This is a genomic window from Buttiauxella sp. AC038, assembly GCF_979253565.1.
In genome coordinates this window covers 382183-398185 of the sequence record NZ_CEEDCQ010000001.1, presented here as the reverse complement: position 1 = coordinate 398185, position 16003 = coordinate 382183, and the positions used below count along the sequence as shown (strand labels likewise).

At 49.8% G+C, this 16003-nt stretch carries 16 protein-coding genes and 1 pseudogene; 5 read left to right on the top strand and 12 right to left on the bottom strand.

Annotation, left to right across the window (positions count from 1 at the left end):
- The first annotated feature begins 9 nt into the window (after nucleotides 1-9).
- From nirB to AC0IXI_RS01810, 5 genes are all read left to right on the top strand, one after another.
- Nucleotides 10-2562: a nitrite reductase large subunit NirB gene (nirB, locus tag AC0IXI_RS01830; protein WP_471681866.1), complete on the top strand. Its 2553-nt coding sequence runs from the start codon at nucleotides 10-12 to the stop codon at nucleotides 2560-2562.
- Nucleotides 2559-2885, top strand: coding sequence for a nitrite reductase small subunit NirD (nirD, locus tag AC0IXI_RS01825; RefSeq protein ID WP_064514301.1), 327 nt, complete (start codon nucleotides 2559-2561; stop codon nucleotides 2883-2885). The genes nirB and nirD overlap by 4 nt, the downstream gene beginning before the upstream one ends.
- A gap of 101 nt (nucleotides 2886-2986) precedes the next feature.
- On the top strand, nucleotides 2987-3793 hold the full coding sequence (gene nirC / locus AC0IXI_RS01820) for a nitrite transporter NirC (protein WP_471681865.1): 807 nt from the start codon (nucleotides 2987-2989) through the stop codon (nucleotides 3791-3793).
- 19 nt (nucleotides 3794-3812) lie between these two features.
- Nucleotides 3813-5186 (top strand): siroheme synthase CysG, encoded by a 1374-nt coding sequence (gene cysG, locus AC0IXI_RS01815; protein WP_471681864.1) that lies wholly within the window; start codon nucleotides 3813-3815, stop codon nucleotides 5184-5186.
- A 341-nt stretch (nucleotides 5187-5527) separates the two neighbouring features.
- Nucleotides 5528-5698, top strand: coding sequence for a DUF4223 family protein (locus AC0IXI_RS01810; protein WP_064514307.1), 171 nt, complete (start codon nucleotides 5528-5530; stop codon nucleotides 5696-5698).
- A gap of 109 nt (nucleotides 5699-5807) precedes the next feature.
- On the opposite strand, the gene trpS is transcribed toward AC0IXI_RS01810, so the two are convergent.
- The 12 genes and pseudogenes from trpS to pilM form a co-directional block, all read right to left on the bottom strand.
- Complete coding sequence (trpS, locus tag AC0IXI_RS01805; protein ID WP_064514309.1) at nucleotides 5808-6812, bottom strand: tryptophan--tRNA ligase; 1005 nt, start codon at nucleotides 6810-6812, stop codon at nucleotides 5808-5810.
- 4 nt (nucleotides 6813-6816) lie between these two features.
- Entirely contained in the window at nucleotides 6817-7518 is a 702-nt protein-coding gene (locus AC0IXI_RS01800; RefSeq protein ID WP_422569550.1) for a phosphoglycolate phosphatase, read from the bottom strand.
- A complete protein-coding gene (gene rpe / locus AC0IXI_RS01795; protein WP_064514313.1) occupies nucleotides 7511-8188 on the bottom strand; it encodes a ribulose-phosphate 3-epimerase in 678 nt (225 codons plus the stop codon). The genes AC0IXI_RS01800 and rpe overlap by 8 nt, the downstream gene beginning before the upstream one ends.
- Before the next feature lie 45 nt (nucleotides 8189-8233).
- A pseudogene (dam, locus tag AC0IXI_RS01790) lies at nucleotides 8234-9051 on the bottom strand (adenine-specific DNA-methyltransferase).
- Nucleotides 9052-9115: 64 nt separating this feature from the next.
- Nucleotides 9116-10435, bottom strand: coding sequence for a cell division protein DamX (damX, locus tag AC0IXI_RS01785; protein ID WP_471681863.1), 1320 nt, complete (start codon nucleotides 10433-10435; stop codon nucleotides 9116-9118).
- A gap of 97 nt (nucleotides 10436-10532) precedes the next feature.
- Nucleotides 10533-11621 (bottom strand): 3-dehydroquinate synthase, encoded by a 1089-nt coding sequence (gene aroB / locus AC0IXI_RS01780; RefSeq protein ID WP_064514320.1) that lies wholly within the window; start codon nucleotides 11619-11621, stop codon nucleotides 10533-10535.
- 60 nt (nucleotides 11622-11681) lie between these two features.
- Entirely contained in the window at nucleotides 11682-12203 is a 522-nt protein-coding gene (aroK, locus tag AC0IXI_RS01775; RefSeq protein ID WP_034460280.1) for a shikimate kinase AroK, read from the bottom strand.
- Between the two features lie 319 nt (nucleotides 12204-12522).
- Nucleotides 12523-13770 carry a DNA uptake porin HofQ gene (hofQ, locus tag AC0IXI_RS01770; RefSeq protein WP_422569552.1) on the bottom strand — a complete coding sequence of 416 codons (1248 nt, stop codon included), beginning with the start codon at nucleotides 13768-13770 and terminating at the stop codon, nucleotides 12523-12525.
- Nucleotides 13709-14095, bottom strand: a complete 387-nt coding sequence (locus tag AC0IXI_RS01765; protein ID WP_422569553.1) for a hypothetical protein — start codon at nucleotides 14093-14095, stop codon at nucleotides 13709-13711. The genes hofQ and AC0IXI_RS01765 overlap by 62 nt, the downstream gene beginning before the upstream one ends.
- The gene (locus tag AC0IXI_RS01760) at nucleotides 14085-14552 is read right to left on the bottom strand and encodes a HofO family protein (RefSeq protein ID WP_471681862.1); all 468 of its coding nucleotides are present in this window, start codon (nucleotides 14550-14552) and stop codon (nucleotides 14085-14087) included. The genes AC0IXI_RS01765 and AC0IXI_RS01760 overlap by 11 nt, the downstream gene beginning before the upstream one ends.
- On the bottom strand, nucleotides 14536-15087 hold the full coding sequence (locus tag AC0IXI_RS01755; RefSeq protein WP_471681861.1) for a PilN domain-containing protein: 552 nt from the start codon (nucleotides 15085-15087) through the stop codon (nucleotides 14536-14538). Before AC0IXI_RS01755 ends, AC0IXI_RS01760 begins: the two co-directional genes overlap by 17 nt.
- Nucleotides 15087-15950 carry a type IV pilus biogenesis protein PilM gene (gene pilM, locus AC0IXI_RS01750; RefSeq protein WP_134185662.1) on the bottom strand — a complete coding sequence of 288 codons (864 nt, stop codon included), beginning with the start codon at nucleotides 15948-15950 and terminating at the stop codon, nucleotides 15087-15089. The genes AC0IXI_RS01755 and pilM overlap by 1 nt, the downstream gene beginning before the upstream one ends.
- Nucleotides 15951-16003: the final 53 nt, after the last annotated feature.

Here is a 16003-nt window from a genome sequence, read left to right as displayed (position 1 = left end):
GAGGCAATTATGAGCAAAGTCAAAATCGCAATCATCGGTAATGGCATGGTCGGCCATCGCTTTATCGAGGACTTACTTGATAAAGCCCAGCCAGGCCAATTCGACATTACTGTTTTCTGTGAAGAGCCGCGCAAAGCCTACGATCGCGTGCATTTATCTTCCTATTTTTCCCATCATACTGCTGAAGAATTATCCCTGGTTCGTGACGGCTTCTACGAGAAACACGGTGTAAATGTGCTGGTTGGCGAACGCGCTATCACCATTAACCGCCAGGAAAAAGTGATCCACTCGAATACCGGTCGTACCGTGTATTACGACAAACTGGTGATGGCGACCGGTTCTTACCCGTGGATCCCGCCGATTAAAGGTTCTGAAACACAAGACTGTTTCGTCTACCGCACTATCGAAGATTTGAACGCCATCGAAGCATGTGCCCGCCGCAGCAAGCGCGGTGCCGTAGTCGGTGGTGGCTTGCTGGGTCTTGAAGCCGCAGGCGCACTGAAAAACCTTGGCGTTGAAACGCACGTTATCGAATTCGCACCCATGTTAATGGCCGAGCAGCTCGACCGCATGGGCGGCGAGCAGCTGCGCAATAAAATCGAAAGCATGGGCGTGCGGGTTCATACCAGCAAAAACACCCAGGAAATCGTTCAGGTTGGTAATGAAGCGCGTAAAACCATGCGCTTTGCTGACGGTACGGATCTGGAAGTCGACTTTATCGTCTTCTCAACCGGTATCCGCCCTCGCGATAAACTGGCTACCCAGTGCGGCCTGGCAACAGGTCAACGCGGCGGTATTGCGGTCAATGATACCTGCCAGACTTCTGACCCGGACATTTACGCCATCGGCGAATGTGCCAGCTGGAATAACCGCACATTCGGCCTGGTCGCCCCTGGCTACAAAATGGCCCAGGTTACCGCTGACCACCTGCTTGGCACCGAAAACGCCTTTGAAGGCGCAGACATGAGCGCCAAGCTGAAATTACTCGGCGTAGATGTGGGCGGGATTGGTGATGCGCATGGCCGCACCCCAGATTGCCGCAGCTATGTTTATCTCGACGAAAGCAAAGAAGTTTATAAGCGCCTGATTGTCAGTGCCGACAACAAAACCCTGCTCGGCGCGGTTCTGGTGGGCGACACCAGCGATTACGGCAACCTGCTGCAACTGGTGCTCAATAACATCGAGCTGCCAGAAAACCCGGATGCGCTGATTCTGCCAGCCCATGCAAGCTCCGGCAAACCAGCCATTGGTGTTGATAAGCTCCCGGACAGCGCGCAGATCTGTTCCTGCTTCGATGTCACCAAAGGGCATCTGGTTAAAGCCATCAACAACGGCTGCCATACTGTTGCTGCACTGAAGGCGGAAACCAAAGCCGGTACAGGCTGTGGTGGCTGCATCCCATTGATCACTCAGGTATTGAACGCTGAGCTGAGCAAACAAGGTATCGAAGTTAACCATAACCTATGTGAACACTTCGCGTTTTCACGCCAGGAGCTTTATCACCTTATCCGCGTTGAAGGTATTAAATCCTTCGACGAGTTGCTGCAAAAATACGGCAAAGGTTACGGCTGCGAAGTCTGTAAACCGACCGTCGGTTCCCTGCTGGCTTCTTGCTGGAACGACTATGTGCTGGCACCACAGCACACGCCGCTTCAGGACACCAACGACAACTTCTTGGGCAACATCCAGAAAGACGGCACTTACTCCGTTATTCCACGTTCTGCGGGCGGGGAAATTACCCCTGAAGGTTTGATGGAAGTGGGCCGTATCGCTCGCGAATTCAATCTCTACACCAAAATCACCGGTTCCCAACGTATCGGCCTGTTTGGCGCGCAAAAAGATGACTTACCCGAGATCTGGCGTCAGCTGATTGAAGCCGGTTTTGAAACAGGCCACGCGTATGCGAAAGCACTGCGTATGGCTAAAACCTGTGTGGGCAGCACCTGGTGTCGTTATGGCGTTGGCGATAGCGTTGGTTTCGGCGTTGAGCTGGAAAACCGTTATAAAGGCATTCGCACCCCACACAAAATGAAGTTTGGTGTCTCTGGCTGTACTCGCGAATGTGCGGAAGCACAGGGTAAAGGCGTCGGGATTATCGCAACCGAAAAAGGCTGGAACCTGTATGTCTGCGGTAACGGCGGGATGAAACCACGCCACGCCGATTTACTGGCTGCTGACTTAGACAGTGAAACGCTACTCAAATATCTCGACCGTTTCATGATGTTCTATATCCGCACCGCAGACAAACTGACTCGTACTGCGCCATGGCTCGACAGCCTGGAAGGCGGCATTGAGTATTTGAAACAAGTCATCATCGAAGACAAGCTGGGCCTGAACGCTCAACTTGAAGCCGAACTGGAACGCCTGCGCGAGAAAGTGATTTGCGAATGGACTGAGACAGTCAACACACCAGAAGCTCAGGTCCGCTTCAAACACTTTATCAACAGCCCGGTGCGCGACCCGAACGTACAAATTGTTCCTGAACGTGAACAGCATCGCCCAGCGACACCATACGAGCGTATCCCGGTCACCCTGGTAGAAGAAGTGGAGGAAAATGTATGAGCCAGTGGACTACTGTTTGCCAGTTAAACGACATCCTGCCAGCTACCGGTGTTTGCGCGTTGGTAGGTAATGAGCAAATTGCAATTTTCCGCCCACGCAATGACGACCAGGTTTTCGCCATCAACAACATTGACCCGTTCTTCGAAGCGAGCGTGTTATCTCGTGGCCTTATCGCCGAACACCAGGGCGAACTTTGGGTCGCCAGTCCGTTGAAAAAGCAGCACTTCAGACTGCGAGACGGACTGTGCATGGAAGACGAGAGCCGCTCAATTGCGCACTACCCAGCGCGCGTTCAGGACGGCCAGGTTCAGATTAAAGCTTAAAACAAGTCCTTGAGGCTTCATCGTAGAGCGGAGGACATAAAACTCTTCCCTCTGCGATTTTTTAGATTCTCTTTTTCTTTCAATTTGTTGGGATAACAAAAATGTTCACCGATACCATTAATAAATGCGCGGCGAATGCCGCCCGTATTGCCCGATTGTCGCAAAACAACCCGCTTGGTTTCTGGATCAGCTCCGCAATGGCTGGTGCATACGTGGGCCTTGGGATCATTCTAATATTCACCCTCGGTAACCAGGTCGAGCCATCTTTGCGCCCACTAGTGATGGGAGCGACCTTCGGTATCGCCCTGACACTGGTTATCATCGCTGGCTCTGAATTATTCACCGGCCATACTATGTTCCTGACTTTTGGTGTTAAAGCAGGCACCATTTCCCATGGTCAAATGTGGGGCATTTTGCCGCAAACCTGGCTGGGTAACCTGATTGGCTCCGTGTTTGTTGCCCTGCTGTACAAATGGGGCGGCGGTAGTCTACTGCCGTTAGACACAAGCCTGGTTCACACCGCGGCGCTGGCAAAAACTTCGGCTCCAGCCATGGTGCTGTTCTTTAAAGGTGCGTTGTGTAACTGGCTGGTTTGCCTGGCAATCTGGATGGCGGTCCGTACTGAAGGTGCTGCGAAATTCATTGCTATCTGGTGGTGTCTACTGGCATTTATCGCGTCCGGCTATGAACACTCCATCGCCAACATAACACTGTTTGCTCTGTCCTGGTTTGGTCATCACAGCGATGCATACACTATGGCGGGAATCGGCCACAACCTGCTGTGGGTAACGCTTGGGAATACCCTTTCTGGCGTAGTATTCATGGGTCTGGGTTATTGGTATGCTACTCCAAAAGCCGAGCGTCCCCAGCCTGCGCAAGTCACCGCGCCGGAGACTGCCCGCAACTAATTTCTTTTGAGGATTGAACGTGGATCACCTGCCTATATTTTGTCAATTGCAAGGTCGTGCCTGCCTACTAGTCGGTGGTGGCGATGTTGCAGAACGTAAAGCGCGTTTGTTGATGGAGGCAGGTGCACAAGTCACTGTAAATGCCCTGGAATTTTCCCCGCAATTTCATGTGTGGGCGGAACAGGGCATGATTACCCTGGTTCAGGGTGAGTTCGACGTCGCACTGCTCGATATTTGCTGGCTGGCCATCGCCGCGACAGACAACGATGTGGTGAATCAGCAAGTCAGCGATTCGTGCGAATCCCGCCGTATTTTCTGTAATGTCGTCGATGCCCCAAAACAAGCCAGTTTTATTATGCCGTCGATTATCGACCGTTCACCGCTGATGGTAGCTGTTTCATCCGGCGGTACCTCCCCAGTTCTTGCCCGCCTGCTGCGTGAAAAACTCGAAGCCATTCTACCGCTACATTTGGGGAGAATTGCCGCTTATGCCGGGACGCTGCGTGGCCGGGTAAAAGCGAATTTCAAAACCATGGGCGAGCGTCGCCGATTCTGGGAAAAATTCTTCACAAACGACCGCCTGGCACAATATCTGGCAAACGAAGACAAGCAGGCTATCGATAAAGAAACTGAGTCGATGTTTGCCACGCCTTTAGATCATCGTGGTGAAGTTGTTTTAGTCGGCGCAGGCCCAGGAGATGCGGGTCTGTTGACACTCAAAGGGCTACAGCAAATCCAGCAGGCCGATGTGGTGGTTTATGACCGCCTGGTTTCCGACGATATCATGAACCTGGTGCGCCGTGATGCTGACCGCATATTCGTTGGTAAACGCGCGGGTTATCACTGTGTCCCACAAGAAGAGATTAACCAGATCCTGTTGCGTGAAGCGCAAAGCGGTAAACGTGTGGTACGCCTGAAAGGTGGCGACCCGTTTATCTTTGGACGCGGTGGCGAAGAGTTAGAAACTCTGTGCGATGGGGGCATTCCGTTCTCCGTCGTACCAGGAATTACTGCAGCATCCGGCTGTTCAGCTTATTCCGGCATTCCGCTAACTCACCGCGATTATGCGCAAAGCGTACGTCTCATTACCGGGCACCTGAAAACTGGTGGTGAGTTGGACTGGGAAAACCTGGCTGCAGAAAAACAGACGCTGGTGTTCTATATGGGCTTAAACCAGGCTCCTGCTATCCAGGAGAAACTGATTCAATACGGTATGTCCGCGGAAATGCCTGTCGCGTTAGTTGAAAATGGCACTGCGGTCAAACAACGCGTGGTCAGCGGAATATTAAGTGAGCTTGGTAAATTATCGACGCAGGTTGAAAGCCCGGCATTAATTATTGTCGGCCGAGTCGTTGCATTGCGCGATAAGTTAAACTGGTTCTCGAATCATTAATTCTTATTTAAGATAACAAAAAGGCTTGCCCGAGTATTCTCGGCAAGCCTTTTTTGTTTACAAGCATTTAATTACTTTACCAATCATCATAAGCAATATTTATTTCATACAATAACGTGTCTGATTTCAGACTTAGTAATACCATTAGTAAACCCTATAATTAACCACCTTTTTGAAAGGTCATTACATATACCCCAAATAATTCGAGCTGCACAAAAGCGGCAAGTGCGCGAATTCCGATAAGCTCACTCTGGTAAGTGATTCGGGTGAATAAACGCAGCCAACGCATATGCAGCTTGAAGGATGACGGGTATACAAATAATTAATGATAGGGAATATCAATGAACAAGTTCGTAAAAGCTGCTTCTGCACTGGCTGTCCTGGCTCTGTTGTCTGGTTGTACAGGCCACATTGAGAACAAAGATAAATCTTGTGGTTATGATTATCTGCTGCACCCAGCAATTTCTATTTCTAAAATCATTGGTGGCTGTGGTCCAGCAACTCCACAATAATAGTTCAGAAGTAAAAATTAAAAAACCGCCCGGATTTAAGAGGGCGGTTTTTTATTATTAGACAGCTACGATATTCTCCCCATTAAGAGAGTATACGAGCCATAAGTCATTAAGGCTGTGCGACAAACCCAATCACTTCATAGACTTTCTTCAGTGTAACGCTGGCGTGTGAACGCGCTTTTTCAGCACCCTCTTTCATCACCTGCTGCAGATAAGCTTCATCGTTACGGAAATTGTGATAACGCTCCTGCAATTCAGTCAACATACCAGATACGGCATCAGCAACTTCACCTTTCAGGTGGCCATACATTTTGCCTTCGAACTGCTGCTCAAGTTCAGGGATAGGCTTACCAGTAACCGCAGAAAGAATATCCAACATATTGGAAACCCCTGCTTTATTCACCGGATCGTAACGCACAACAGGTGGCTCGTCAGAGTCAGTTACCGCGCGTTTGATTTTCTTCACGACCGATTTCGGGTCTTCCAACAGGCCGATAACGTTATTACGGTTATCATCTGATTTAGACATTTTCTTGGTCGGCTCAAGCAGAGACATCACGCGCGCGCCTGATTTCGGGATAAACGGTTCTGGCACTTTAAACACGTCGCCATACAGCGCATTGAAACGTGCTGCGATATCACGACTCAGCTCCAGGTGTTGTTTCTGATCGTCACCAACCGGCACCAAATTGGTCTGGTACAGCAAAATATCTGCTGCCATCAATACCGGGTAGTCAAACAGGCCAGCATTGATGTTCTCAGAATAACGAGAAGACTTATCTTTAAACTGAGTCATACGGCTCAGCTCACCAAAATAGGTGTAGCAGTTTAGTGCCCAGCCCAGCTGTGCATGTTCTGGCACGTGAGACTGTACAAAGATGGTGCTTTTAGCAGGGTCGATACCACAAGCTAGATACAGTGCCAGCGTGTCGAGAGTGCGGCTGCGCAATTGCGTTGCATCCTGACGCGCAGTAATCGCGTGCAGATCAACGATGCAGTAAATGCAGTGGTAATCATCTTGCATGTTGACCCACTGACGCAGCGCACCCATGTAGTTACCAATGGTCAATTCACCTGATGGCTGTGCGCCACTAAAGACGATGGGCTTACTCATGTTCTTATTCCTGATGTTCTTTGTTAGAGAGCCCTAACGCGGGCAGTAAATCGTTGAAATGGTCAAACACGTAATCGGGTTTGCTCAACTCGATGGACTCACCATAGTTATAACCGTAAGTCAGGCCAATGGAATAGCATCCAGCCGCTTGAGCCGCGAGAATATCGTTGCGGGAGTCGCCCACAAAAAGCAGTTCTTCCGCGCTAAGATTCAACTCTTCCATCACTTTATGCAGCGCTTCGGGATGCGGTTTTTTGTTTTCCACATCATCGCCACCAATAATGACTTTGAAATATTGCGCAATGCCCAATCTTTCCAGCATCGGTAACACAAACGGTGTTGGCTTGTTAGTTACCAGCCCCATCGGCAAGCCTTTTTCGGCCAAAACAGCTAACGTATTAGCGACTTCCGGGAACAGGAAGCTGCCCTCTTCTGCTGTTTGCGCATAGTAGGCATCAAACAATTTACGAGCGATGCTGCATCGGTCAGCTTCAGGCTCTTCACCTTTCAGCGCCCAGGTCAGTGCACGCTTAACCAGCACATCTGCACCGTTACCGATCCACTTTTCCACATTGTCTTCACCCGCCGTCGGCAACTCCAGTGCATACAGCGCCTGGTCCATTGCCTGCGTCAGACCCAATGCTGTGTCGACCAGAGTACCGTCTAAATCAAAGGCGATACCGCGAATTTTACTTAACTTATCCATGACTTACCTTTGCTAACTCACTACGCATACGTTCAATAACGGCTTTGTAGTCTGGCTGATTGAAAATTGCCGAACCGGCAACAAACATATCAGCACCTGCCGCAGCAATTTCAGCGATATTGTCGACTTTCACGCCACCGTCTACTTCCAGACGAATATCATAGCCAGAAGCGTCAATGCGCTCACGCACCTGACGCAGTTTTTCCAGCGTATGTGGAATAAATGATTGGCCGCCAAAACCTGGGTTAACGGACATCAGCAAAATCACATCGAGTTTATCCATGACGTGATCAAGCCAACTCAACGATGTCGCTGGGTTAAACACCAGGCCTGCTTTGCAACCGTGCTCTTTGATCAGTTGCAGGGAACGGTCAACATGCTCTGACGCTTCCGGGTGGAAGGTAATGATGTTGGCGCCAGCCGCGGCGAAATCCGGAATGATACGGTCAACGGGCTTCACCATCAGATGCACATCAATAGGGGCAGTAATACCGTAGTCACGCAGGGCTTTTAACACCATCGGACCAATAGTGAGGTTAGGAACGTAATGGTTATCCATAACATCGAAATGGACGACATCCGCACCAGCAGCCAGCACTGCAGCCGTGTCTTCACCCAAGCGGGCAAAATCGGCTGAGAGGATTGAGGGGGCAATCAAAAACTGTTTCATCCGCTTCTCCAATAGCAAATCAAAAAAGACTGCGGACGAAACGTCTTAGGCACTGACTTTATACAGCGCCAGCAGTTCGTCCACCTTGTTACGTGCTCCACCATTCCGGCTAATGCTGCGACGCACCTGCACGACATGCAGTTTGGCCTGGTGATACCACAACCGGGTGAGTTCCGTATCATGGTTAGAAATCAGCACCGGAATGCGATTTCCTTGCAAGTTTTCAGCTAACTGCGCGAGATGTTGCTGCTGCACAGCGTTAAAGCTATCGGTGTGATACGCCGTAAAATTAGCCGTTGCCGACAAAGGCGCGTAGGGAGGATCGCAATAGACAACAGACCCTGCACTGACATCCGCCATGCTGACATCATACGACTGACATAAGAATGTGGCGTTCTGCGCTCGTTCGGCAAAATGATACAACTCTTCTTCAGGGAAGTAGGGTTTGATGTAACGGCCAAACGGGACATTGAATTCACCACGTAGGTTATAACGACACAGGCCGTTGTAACAATGGCGGTTCAGATATAAAAACAGCAATGCACGACGAAACTCATCTTTGCACTGGTTAAATTCGGTACGATTGAGATAGAACGCCTGCTCATCGTTTTGCTCGGCAGTAAAGAGTTTACGGGACTCCTGAACGTACTCATCCGTACGGGTTTTGACGATGTTATAGAGGTTAATCAGATCGCTGTTAATATCTGCGAGGATATAACGAGAGTAATCAGTATTCAGAAAGACTGAGCCGGCGCCGACGAACGGCTCAATCAGACAATCACCTTTCGGCAGATACTTTTTAATGTCTTCGAGCAGGGGGTATTTCCCCCCGCCCATTTCAGAAAAGCGCGATTTTTTTTCATGCTGCCTAACTATTTACACCTTTTCCTGCTGTGGAAAGGTTCCAACAGCGGCTGCGCTTGTTCATCACTTCAGATCAGACTGAACCTGATGGATAGGTTTTGCCCATGGGTTCTTGGCTTGCACATCAGCTGGCAATGTCGCAACGGCACGTTTTGCCTCATCTTTGTTGGCATAGATACCGCTAACCAACACATACCACGGCTGACCATTTCGCACAGTCTGGTAAACCATATAGTGCTGCAGATTCTCTTTCTTCGCCCATGCATTCAGGTTTGCTGAGTTTGAAGAAGAGCTAAGCTGCAGGGTGTAATGGCTACCCGGCGCACCTTTGATTGCGCCTGCATCACCCGCGACAGCGCCAGTTGCAGCTGTAACCGGTGCTGCTGTCGCTTTTGGTGCAGATGTTGTTGCTGTTGCTTGCGGTGCAGCTGTAGTTTGCTGCGGAGCTGCGGCAGTGACAGGCGCTTTAGCTGGTGCAGTCTGTGCTGGCGCTGTGACAGGTTCGCTGCGTTTAGCTGTAGCAACAGGTTTTGGCTCTGTTACTGTGCTTTTCACGGCAGGCTGTTGCTTCGCTGGTTGAGCTTTGTGTTGCGGTTCAATGACAGCCGTTTTGCGTTCCTGACGTGGCGCTGCAGGTTTCACTGGCTCTGCTTTCGCGACCGGACGTGGTGCCGTTGTTGAACCATTGCTGCCTGCAACTGCCGCGACAGTCGCCGGTGCTGTTGGCAGCGTTGAGCTGGTAACTGCATTGTCAATCTGGCCGGACTGTTGAGTCAGTGCATTATTCAGATCGCCCGGAACTTCAACACGCTGTTGGCCCTGTGGCGCAGGTTGAGTTTGCGCATCAGACGGCGTTGAAGAAATTGCAGGAAGAGTCACTTCTTGCGGGTTACCTGCGGTTTCGGTCTGATTAGCAGCAGATGTGTCACCTGGCTGCGGTTGCGCGCCATTAGCCTGGTCAGCAGCAGAGCCGGACAAATCGATATTCTTTTCAGCGTTCGGATTCTTATTCGCTGTTTCAGTATCAGTAGAAGGGGCTTTCAGGGCCGAACCAATTCCGATGATTAGCAGCAACAGGACAAGAATACCAATGCCCATCATCAGGTGCTGGCGGGAAACCGGGACTTTCTGTTTAGCGGATTTTTTGCGGGTACGTGCCGGGCGACGTTCTTCTGCGTCAACTTGCAGGGAGTCGTCGTTTTCATACTCTTCTTCATCACGAGCACGACGGGTACGCGCTGGACGAGGCTCATCAGAGTCTAACTCAACATCATCGACATTGATTTGCGGCTCATTTTCGCGCTCATCAGCTTTGCGGCTACGGCCTGAACGACGATCGCTAGGATCGGGTTTCAGTTCGTCTTCCGGTTTAAATTCATCCATTTAACACCCCACTCAAAGGCTTGTGCCAGCAATTCAAACTCAGCACATAACCTGAAGTTAAAAATCGCCTGACTTCAGCGACCGAAATTTCTAATAATTAAGCCTGCTGACAATCAGCAATGGCGGACAAAACGATATCGTGTGGAACTCCGCCACGCATTTCACTCTTCCCGATTGCCAGCGGCAGCACTAAGCGCAGCTCACCAGCCAAAACTTTTTTGTCACGCATCATGTGGGGCATATACGCAGCAGCAGACATTTCTTTCGGCCCAGTAACTGGCAGCCCGGCACGTTGCAGCAATTTAATAATGCGCTGCACATCTGCCTCACTGAAGTTCCCTAAACGCTGAGCTGTTCGTGCCGCCATAACCATACCTGCGGAAACAGCTTCACCGTGTAGCCAATTGCCATAGCCCATTTCTGCTTCTATAGCGTGACCAAAGGTGTGGCCCAAATTCAGTAAAGCACGTAAGCCACTTTCGCGCTCGTCAGCGGCAACAACTTCTGCTTTCAGCTCACAACAACGACGAATACACCAGGCCATTGCTTTACCATCCAGCGCAAGCAATGCATCCAGGTTTTCTTCAAGCCAGTTAAAGAAATCGCCGTCGAGAATAATTCCGTACTTAATGACTTCTGCCAGACCAGATGCCAACTCCCGAGCAGGTAAAGTATTCAGACAGTCGAGATCCACCACTACCGAAGCAGGTTGGTAGAACGCGCCAATCATATTTTTACCTAGGGGGTGGTTAACGGCTGTTTTACCGCCAACAGAAGAGTCCACTTGCGAAAGCAAAGTGGTTGGAACTTGAATAAAGCGCACGCCGCGTTGATAACTCGCTGCGGCAAAGCCAGTCAGGTCACCGACGACACCACCGCCCAAGGCAATGAGTGTCGTGTCACGACCATGTGGCTTTTCAAGTAACGCAGTAAAGACAGTGTCTAATACAGCGAGACTCTTAAATTGTTCGCCATCCGGAAGGATGACGGAATCGACTTTAACGCCCGCTTGCTCCAGCACGCCACGCACCTTATCCAGGTAGAGCGGCGCCAGGGTTTCATTGGTCACCAGCATCGTTTGGTCGCCAGCCTTCAGCGGCCCAAAAGATGCCGAGTCACTAAATAACCCAGCAGCAATGGTGATAGGGTAACTACGTTCCCCGAGAGTGACTGTTAACCTCTCCATAACGCGAAGTCCACCTTGATGTTGCTTAGCCCGCAGGCGTTTTTTTCGATTAAGCCAGAATCAGTTGCTTTCCAACATATTAATAATCTGGTTAGCAACCACTTTGGCACTTTGGTCGTCAGTGCGAATCGTCACATCAGCAATCTCTTCATAAAGAGGATTGCGTTCCTGAGCTAAGGCTTCAAGAACTTCACGCGGCGGAGTCTCAACTTGCAGTAGTGGGCGTTTTTTATCACGCTGCGTACGAGCAAGCTGTTTTTCAATTGTGGTTTCAAGATACACCACAACTCCACGGGCTGAGAGACGGTTACGGGTCTCACGAGATTTTACAGAACCGCCGCCAGTTGCCAGCACAATGCCCTGTTTTTCAGTGAGTTCGTTGATGATTTTTTCTTCGCGATCGCGGAAGCCGTCTTCGCCTTCAACGTCGAATACCCAGCCCACATCAGCTCCGGTACGTTTCTCAATCTCTTGATCAGAATCGAAAAATTCCATATTGAGTTGCTGAGCTAACTGACGCCCAATAGTGCTTTTGCCGGCACCCATAGGCCCAACCAGAAAGATATTGCGTTTCTCTGCCATTTTTTCGGTACTACTAAGACAATTCGTTGATGATAAACCCGCCCTGTTACAACCAGGTGCAGCGGGACATGAACTGAAACCTCATAAGCGATAGTGCGAGAGTCAGACTGAAAATTATCTCAATACTCAAGGTGGTTTGGCAACCGATTATATTCCCCAGCCTTCTTATGAAGAAGAAAATGCATGAATCGGGGTTATCTGTCACAAGACTTGAGCAACCAGCCTCTCGAAACGGTACACCTTGTAAGCTAATTCCTCTCTGCCGTCAAACACCTGGGCAACGTTTCAAAGAAAAACTGCACGATGAGGAAAGAAAACGCTACGAAACAGGGATAAGTCGAGGGGTAATAAATACCACTAATTCACGGCGTTGATGATTTTTTGCATCATGGCGAAACAGGCTGCCCACAATAGGTATTGAGCCAAGCAAAGGGACGCTGTCGCTGCTGTCAGTGTTGTGTTGCTGGAAGATCCCGCCAAGGGCAAGGGTTTCGCCATTTTTCACCGCAACAACAGTTTCAATTTCTTGCTTGTCTATGGCCAAAACTTCACCATCAGATTGTTGAATGCTACGGCCAGGCATATTTTGGCTAATGCGCAATTTTAGACGAATATTGCCATCTGACTGAATAGTTGGCGTCACTTCCATCCCCAGAACAGCTTCTTTAAACTCTATTGCAGTTGCCCCGCTCTCGCCACTGGATACCTGATAAGGGATCTCCGTACCTTGCTTGATGCTGGCAGGCTGTTGATGTGCCGCCATCAGGCGCGGGCTGGCAATGATTTCAAGCTGTTGCTGTTGTTCCAGAGCAGACAATTCAAGCTCCAGCAGTCGTCCATCTATTCGAGCGATGTTAAAACCAACCTTTGTGGTAGCGTTATTGACAGAAAGATCGGCTGAAAAGCCTGTGGTCTGATGAAGCTTACTTTCCCCTTTTTGTTCGGCAGTTGACCACTTCACGCCAAGCTCACGTAACTTATCCTGGTTGATAGTGACAATATGGGCTGAAATTTCCACTTGCCCAATTGGCAAATCCATTTCTTTCACCCAGTCAGCAATCTGTTTGAGCACTGCCTTGTTATCTCGCACAATCAGCCGGTTAGTGCGTTTGTCAGCCGTGATATTACCCTGAGCACTCAACAACTTATTTCCACCAGATTTTAGTGATGTCGATAAATCTTCAACATCGGCATGATGAGGAGTAAAGACCTGGTAGAACATAGGTTGATCAAGTGCCTGTTGTTTTCGCTGCTCCACCGCTTGCGCTTGTTGCTCACGTAAGCGAGCCTTCGGAAAAATCTGTATTACATTACCTTCCCGCTGCTGGCTAAGCTCCGCACTATTCAATACCAATTCAAATGCTTGTTTCCACGGCACATCAATCAAGTTAAGCGAAAGTACTCCATCCACCCCTGGAGCAACCATAAGGTTAACGTTTTGGTTTTCAGCTAATGCCTGTAAAACCTGGGTTACCGGCGCATTGTCCAAGACCAGAGATATGCCTTTACCTGCCTGGCAGGAGAGAGGCAGAGCCAACACCAGAAGAAATACCCGCATCCATGGCATATGTTTTTCCTTTTATGTCCCAACGATAAGAAGAGGGTTTGCAGGCAGGATTAACCCTCGCCACCACATACCCCACCCCGACATTTTCAATGCGTACATCGGGAAAGAGCTCTTTATCTACTTTGATTCGCTGCCCGATACCTTGTGGACTGAGCATCAACGCAGTACTCGCAGTGGGCGAACTGATTACTCCCTGTAATACCCAGGCCGCCAACTGCTCGGTCAGTTTTTCACAAGGAGAAATATGCTGCTGAAAGGGGTTTGGAGGCATAGCACTCACAGTTGGAATGACCATCAATCCTACCCAAAAAATGCTACGATTCATCGGAAAACTCCATTTTCATCATAAGCTTGAGCAAGCCACCTTGTGCAGTAATGGTGAAAGAGTGCCCCGATACCACTCGATATTCTGCAAGCCTGATAAATAAACTCGGTAGCTCCTCCCATGGCAAAAGAATTTCCAGTGTTCCCTCCTTATTTTCAGGCTGCCATTTCAGCAACTTGCCCCTTGATTCCCCAACGAACTCCGCTATGGAAAATGCCCGTAAATTAGATAAACGCACGTGCAATTCAGAAGGTGAAACTTGAAGGATTTTGCGTTGCAACTCAGCAATGCGTTGAGTTGTCTGCTTGCTGTCTGCTTCTAACTGAGAAAAATGAGAATGATGTGGCCGTATAAAACTCATCCAGGCAGCAACTGTGACTAAGCCCGTTACGGCAGCAAATATCGCCACACGCCTCCAGCCTGGGCCACTCAGCCAGCGTTCAATTAACCAGGGCATTTGCCACCTCAGATATCGTTAAGGTGAAAACAAAACCAAAGCCGCCCTGGGCTTCGTGCTGGACCGCACCTGTCCGAACTGTAGAAATACCTTCAAGATGAGCAAGCTCCTTTTCCAGCCCCTGTAAATCGTCAAGAAGGTTGGTGCGGCCCTTTACTATCAATTGCCCTTTTTGCATTGTTAAGGAAGACAGCCAGGCCCCATCTGGCATAATGCTAGCGATACGGATCAAACGTTTTTCCCATATCCGGATAGCTTTTTGCTGCGCTTCACGAATGCGCTGCAAGCGCAGTATTTCTTGGTTCTGCTTCTGCAGAACCAACCGCTGTTGATAGAGATGCTGCAATGCAGATTGCATACTTGTCAGGTAATCTTTTCGTGCCTGCTGTTGGTGAATTTCCCATATGGCAAACTGCCGCCCTCCCATTACAAGCAACGGCACAAGCACCAAAACCAGGCTGAATAACAGGCTCCAGCGGCGTACACGTTGCTGGCGCTGTATCTGGCGCCACGGTAGTAAATTAATCAGGCGCATTAGCTGAATACCCTACCTATCGCCAGCGCTATCGCGACCGTAAATTCAGAGCCATTACGAGGTAATGGAGGCTGCAAACGGTAAAACGCTCGCCAGGCATCCAAAGATAAAATATTCGCCGGAACTGGTGAAGATTGCACCTGGCTCAATGCAACCAACTCAGGCTCGGTTTTTAATTGCTGACACAAGTCGAAAATTGTTGGTATTGCATTGGTATCACTCCATCCCCAACGTGGCACAGGCTCATTAGAAGACCATAACCAATGGCCCTGTTCTTGATGAACCAGGTACTGACATTTCTCCAGCCGACACGGAGAAACGAGTGCCGGCAATGCGCTGGCTCCAGGGGTTACTGTCGCCGGATATAGCCTTATCGCGGCCAGACTTTTGAGCAACGCAGCGACATCTGTCTGGCGCGCAGCTACTATCAAATGTGGATCAGCAACATCTTGTGACGGTAAATAATCCCAACACAATTGAGCCGATGTCATCTGCAACTGGCGGGCAGTTGCTGAGGCGATATAAGCTTCTCTTGCGGGTTCAGACAAACGTTTATCGGGTGCCGGGACCGGGCGTTGTAATGTCCGTGACCCAGGAAAAGAGATGCGTATCTGGTGACGTAGCGGTAACTCTTTTCGCCACTCCACCAGTGCTTTAGTCAGCGCTTCAGTATTCATTATTAGCCCGTCGCTAAAGGTGCCTTCAGGCAATGGCAATTGCCACCAATGCCGAAGTTGCCACCCTTGCCGTTGGCGCTGAACAGCCACAACCCGAATGCTTTCGTGTTGAATATCCATGCCAATTTGCCAGGTTGTGAATACCATGTTTACGATCTCCTTATCGCCGGTTACGGAAAATGCCATACCAATGCCACTGGCTTGCCTTTATACTACCGCGCGGTTGTTTATAAACTGCC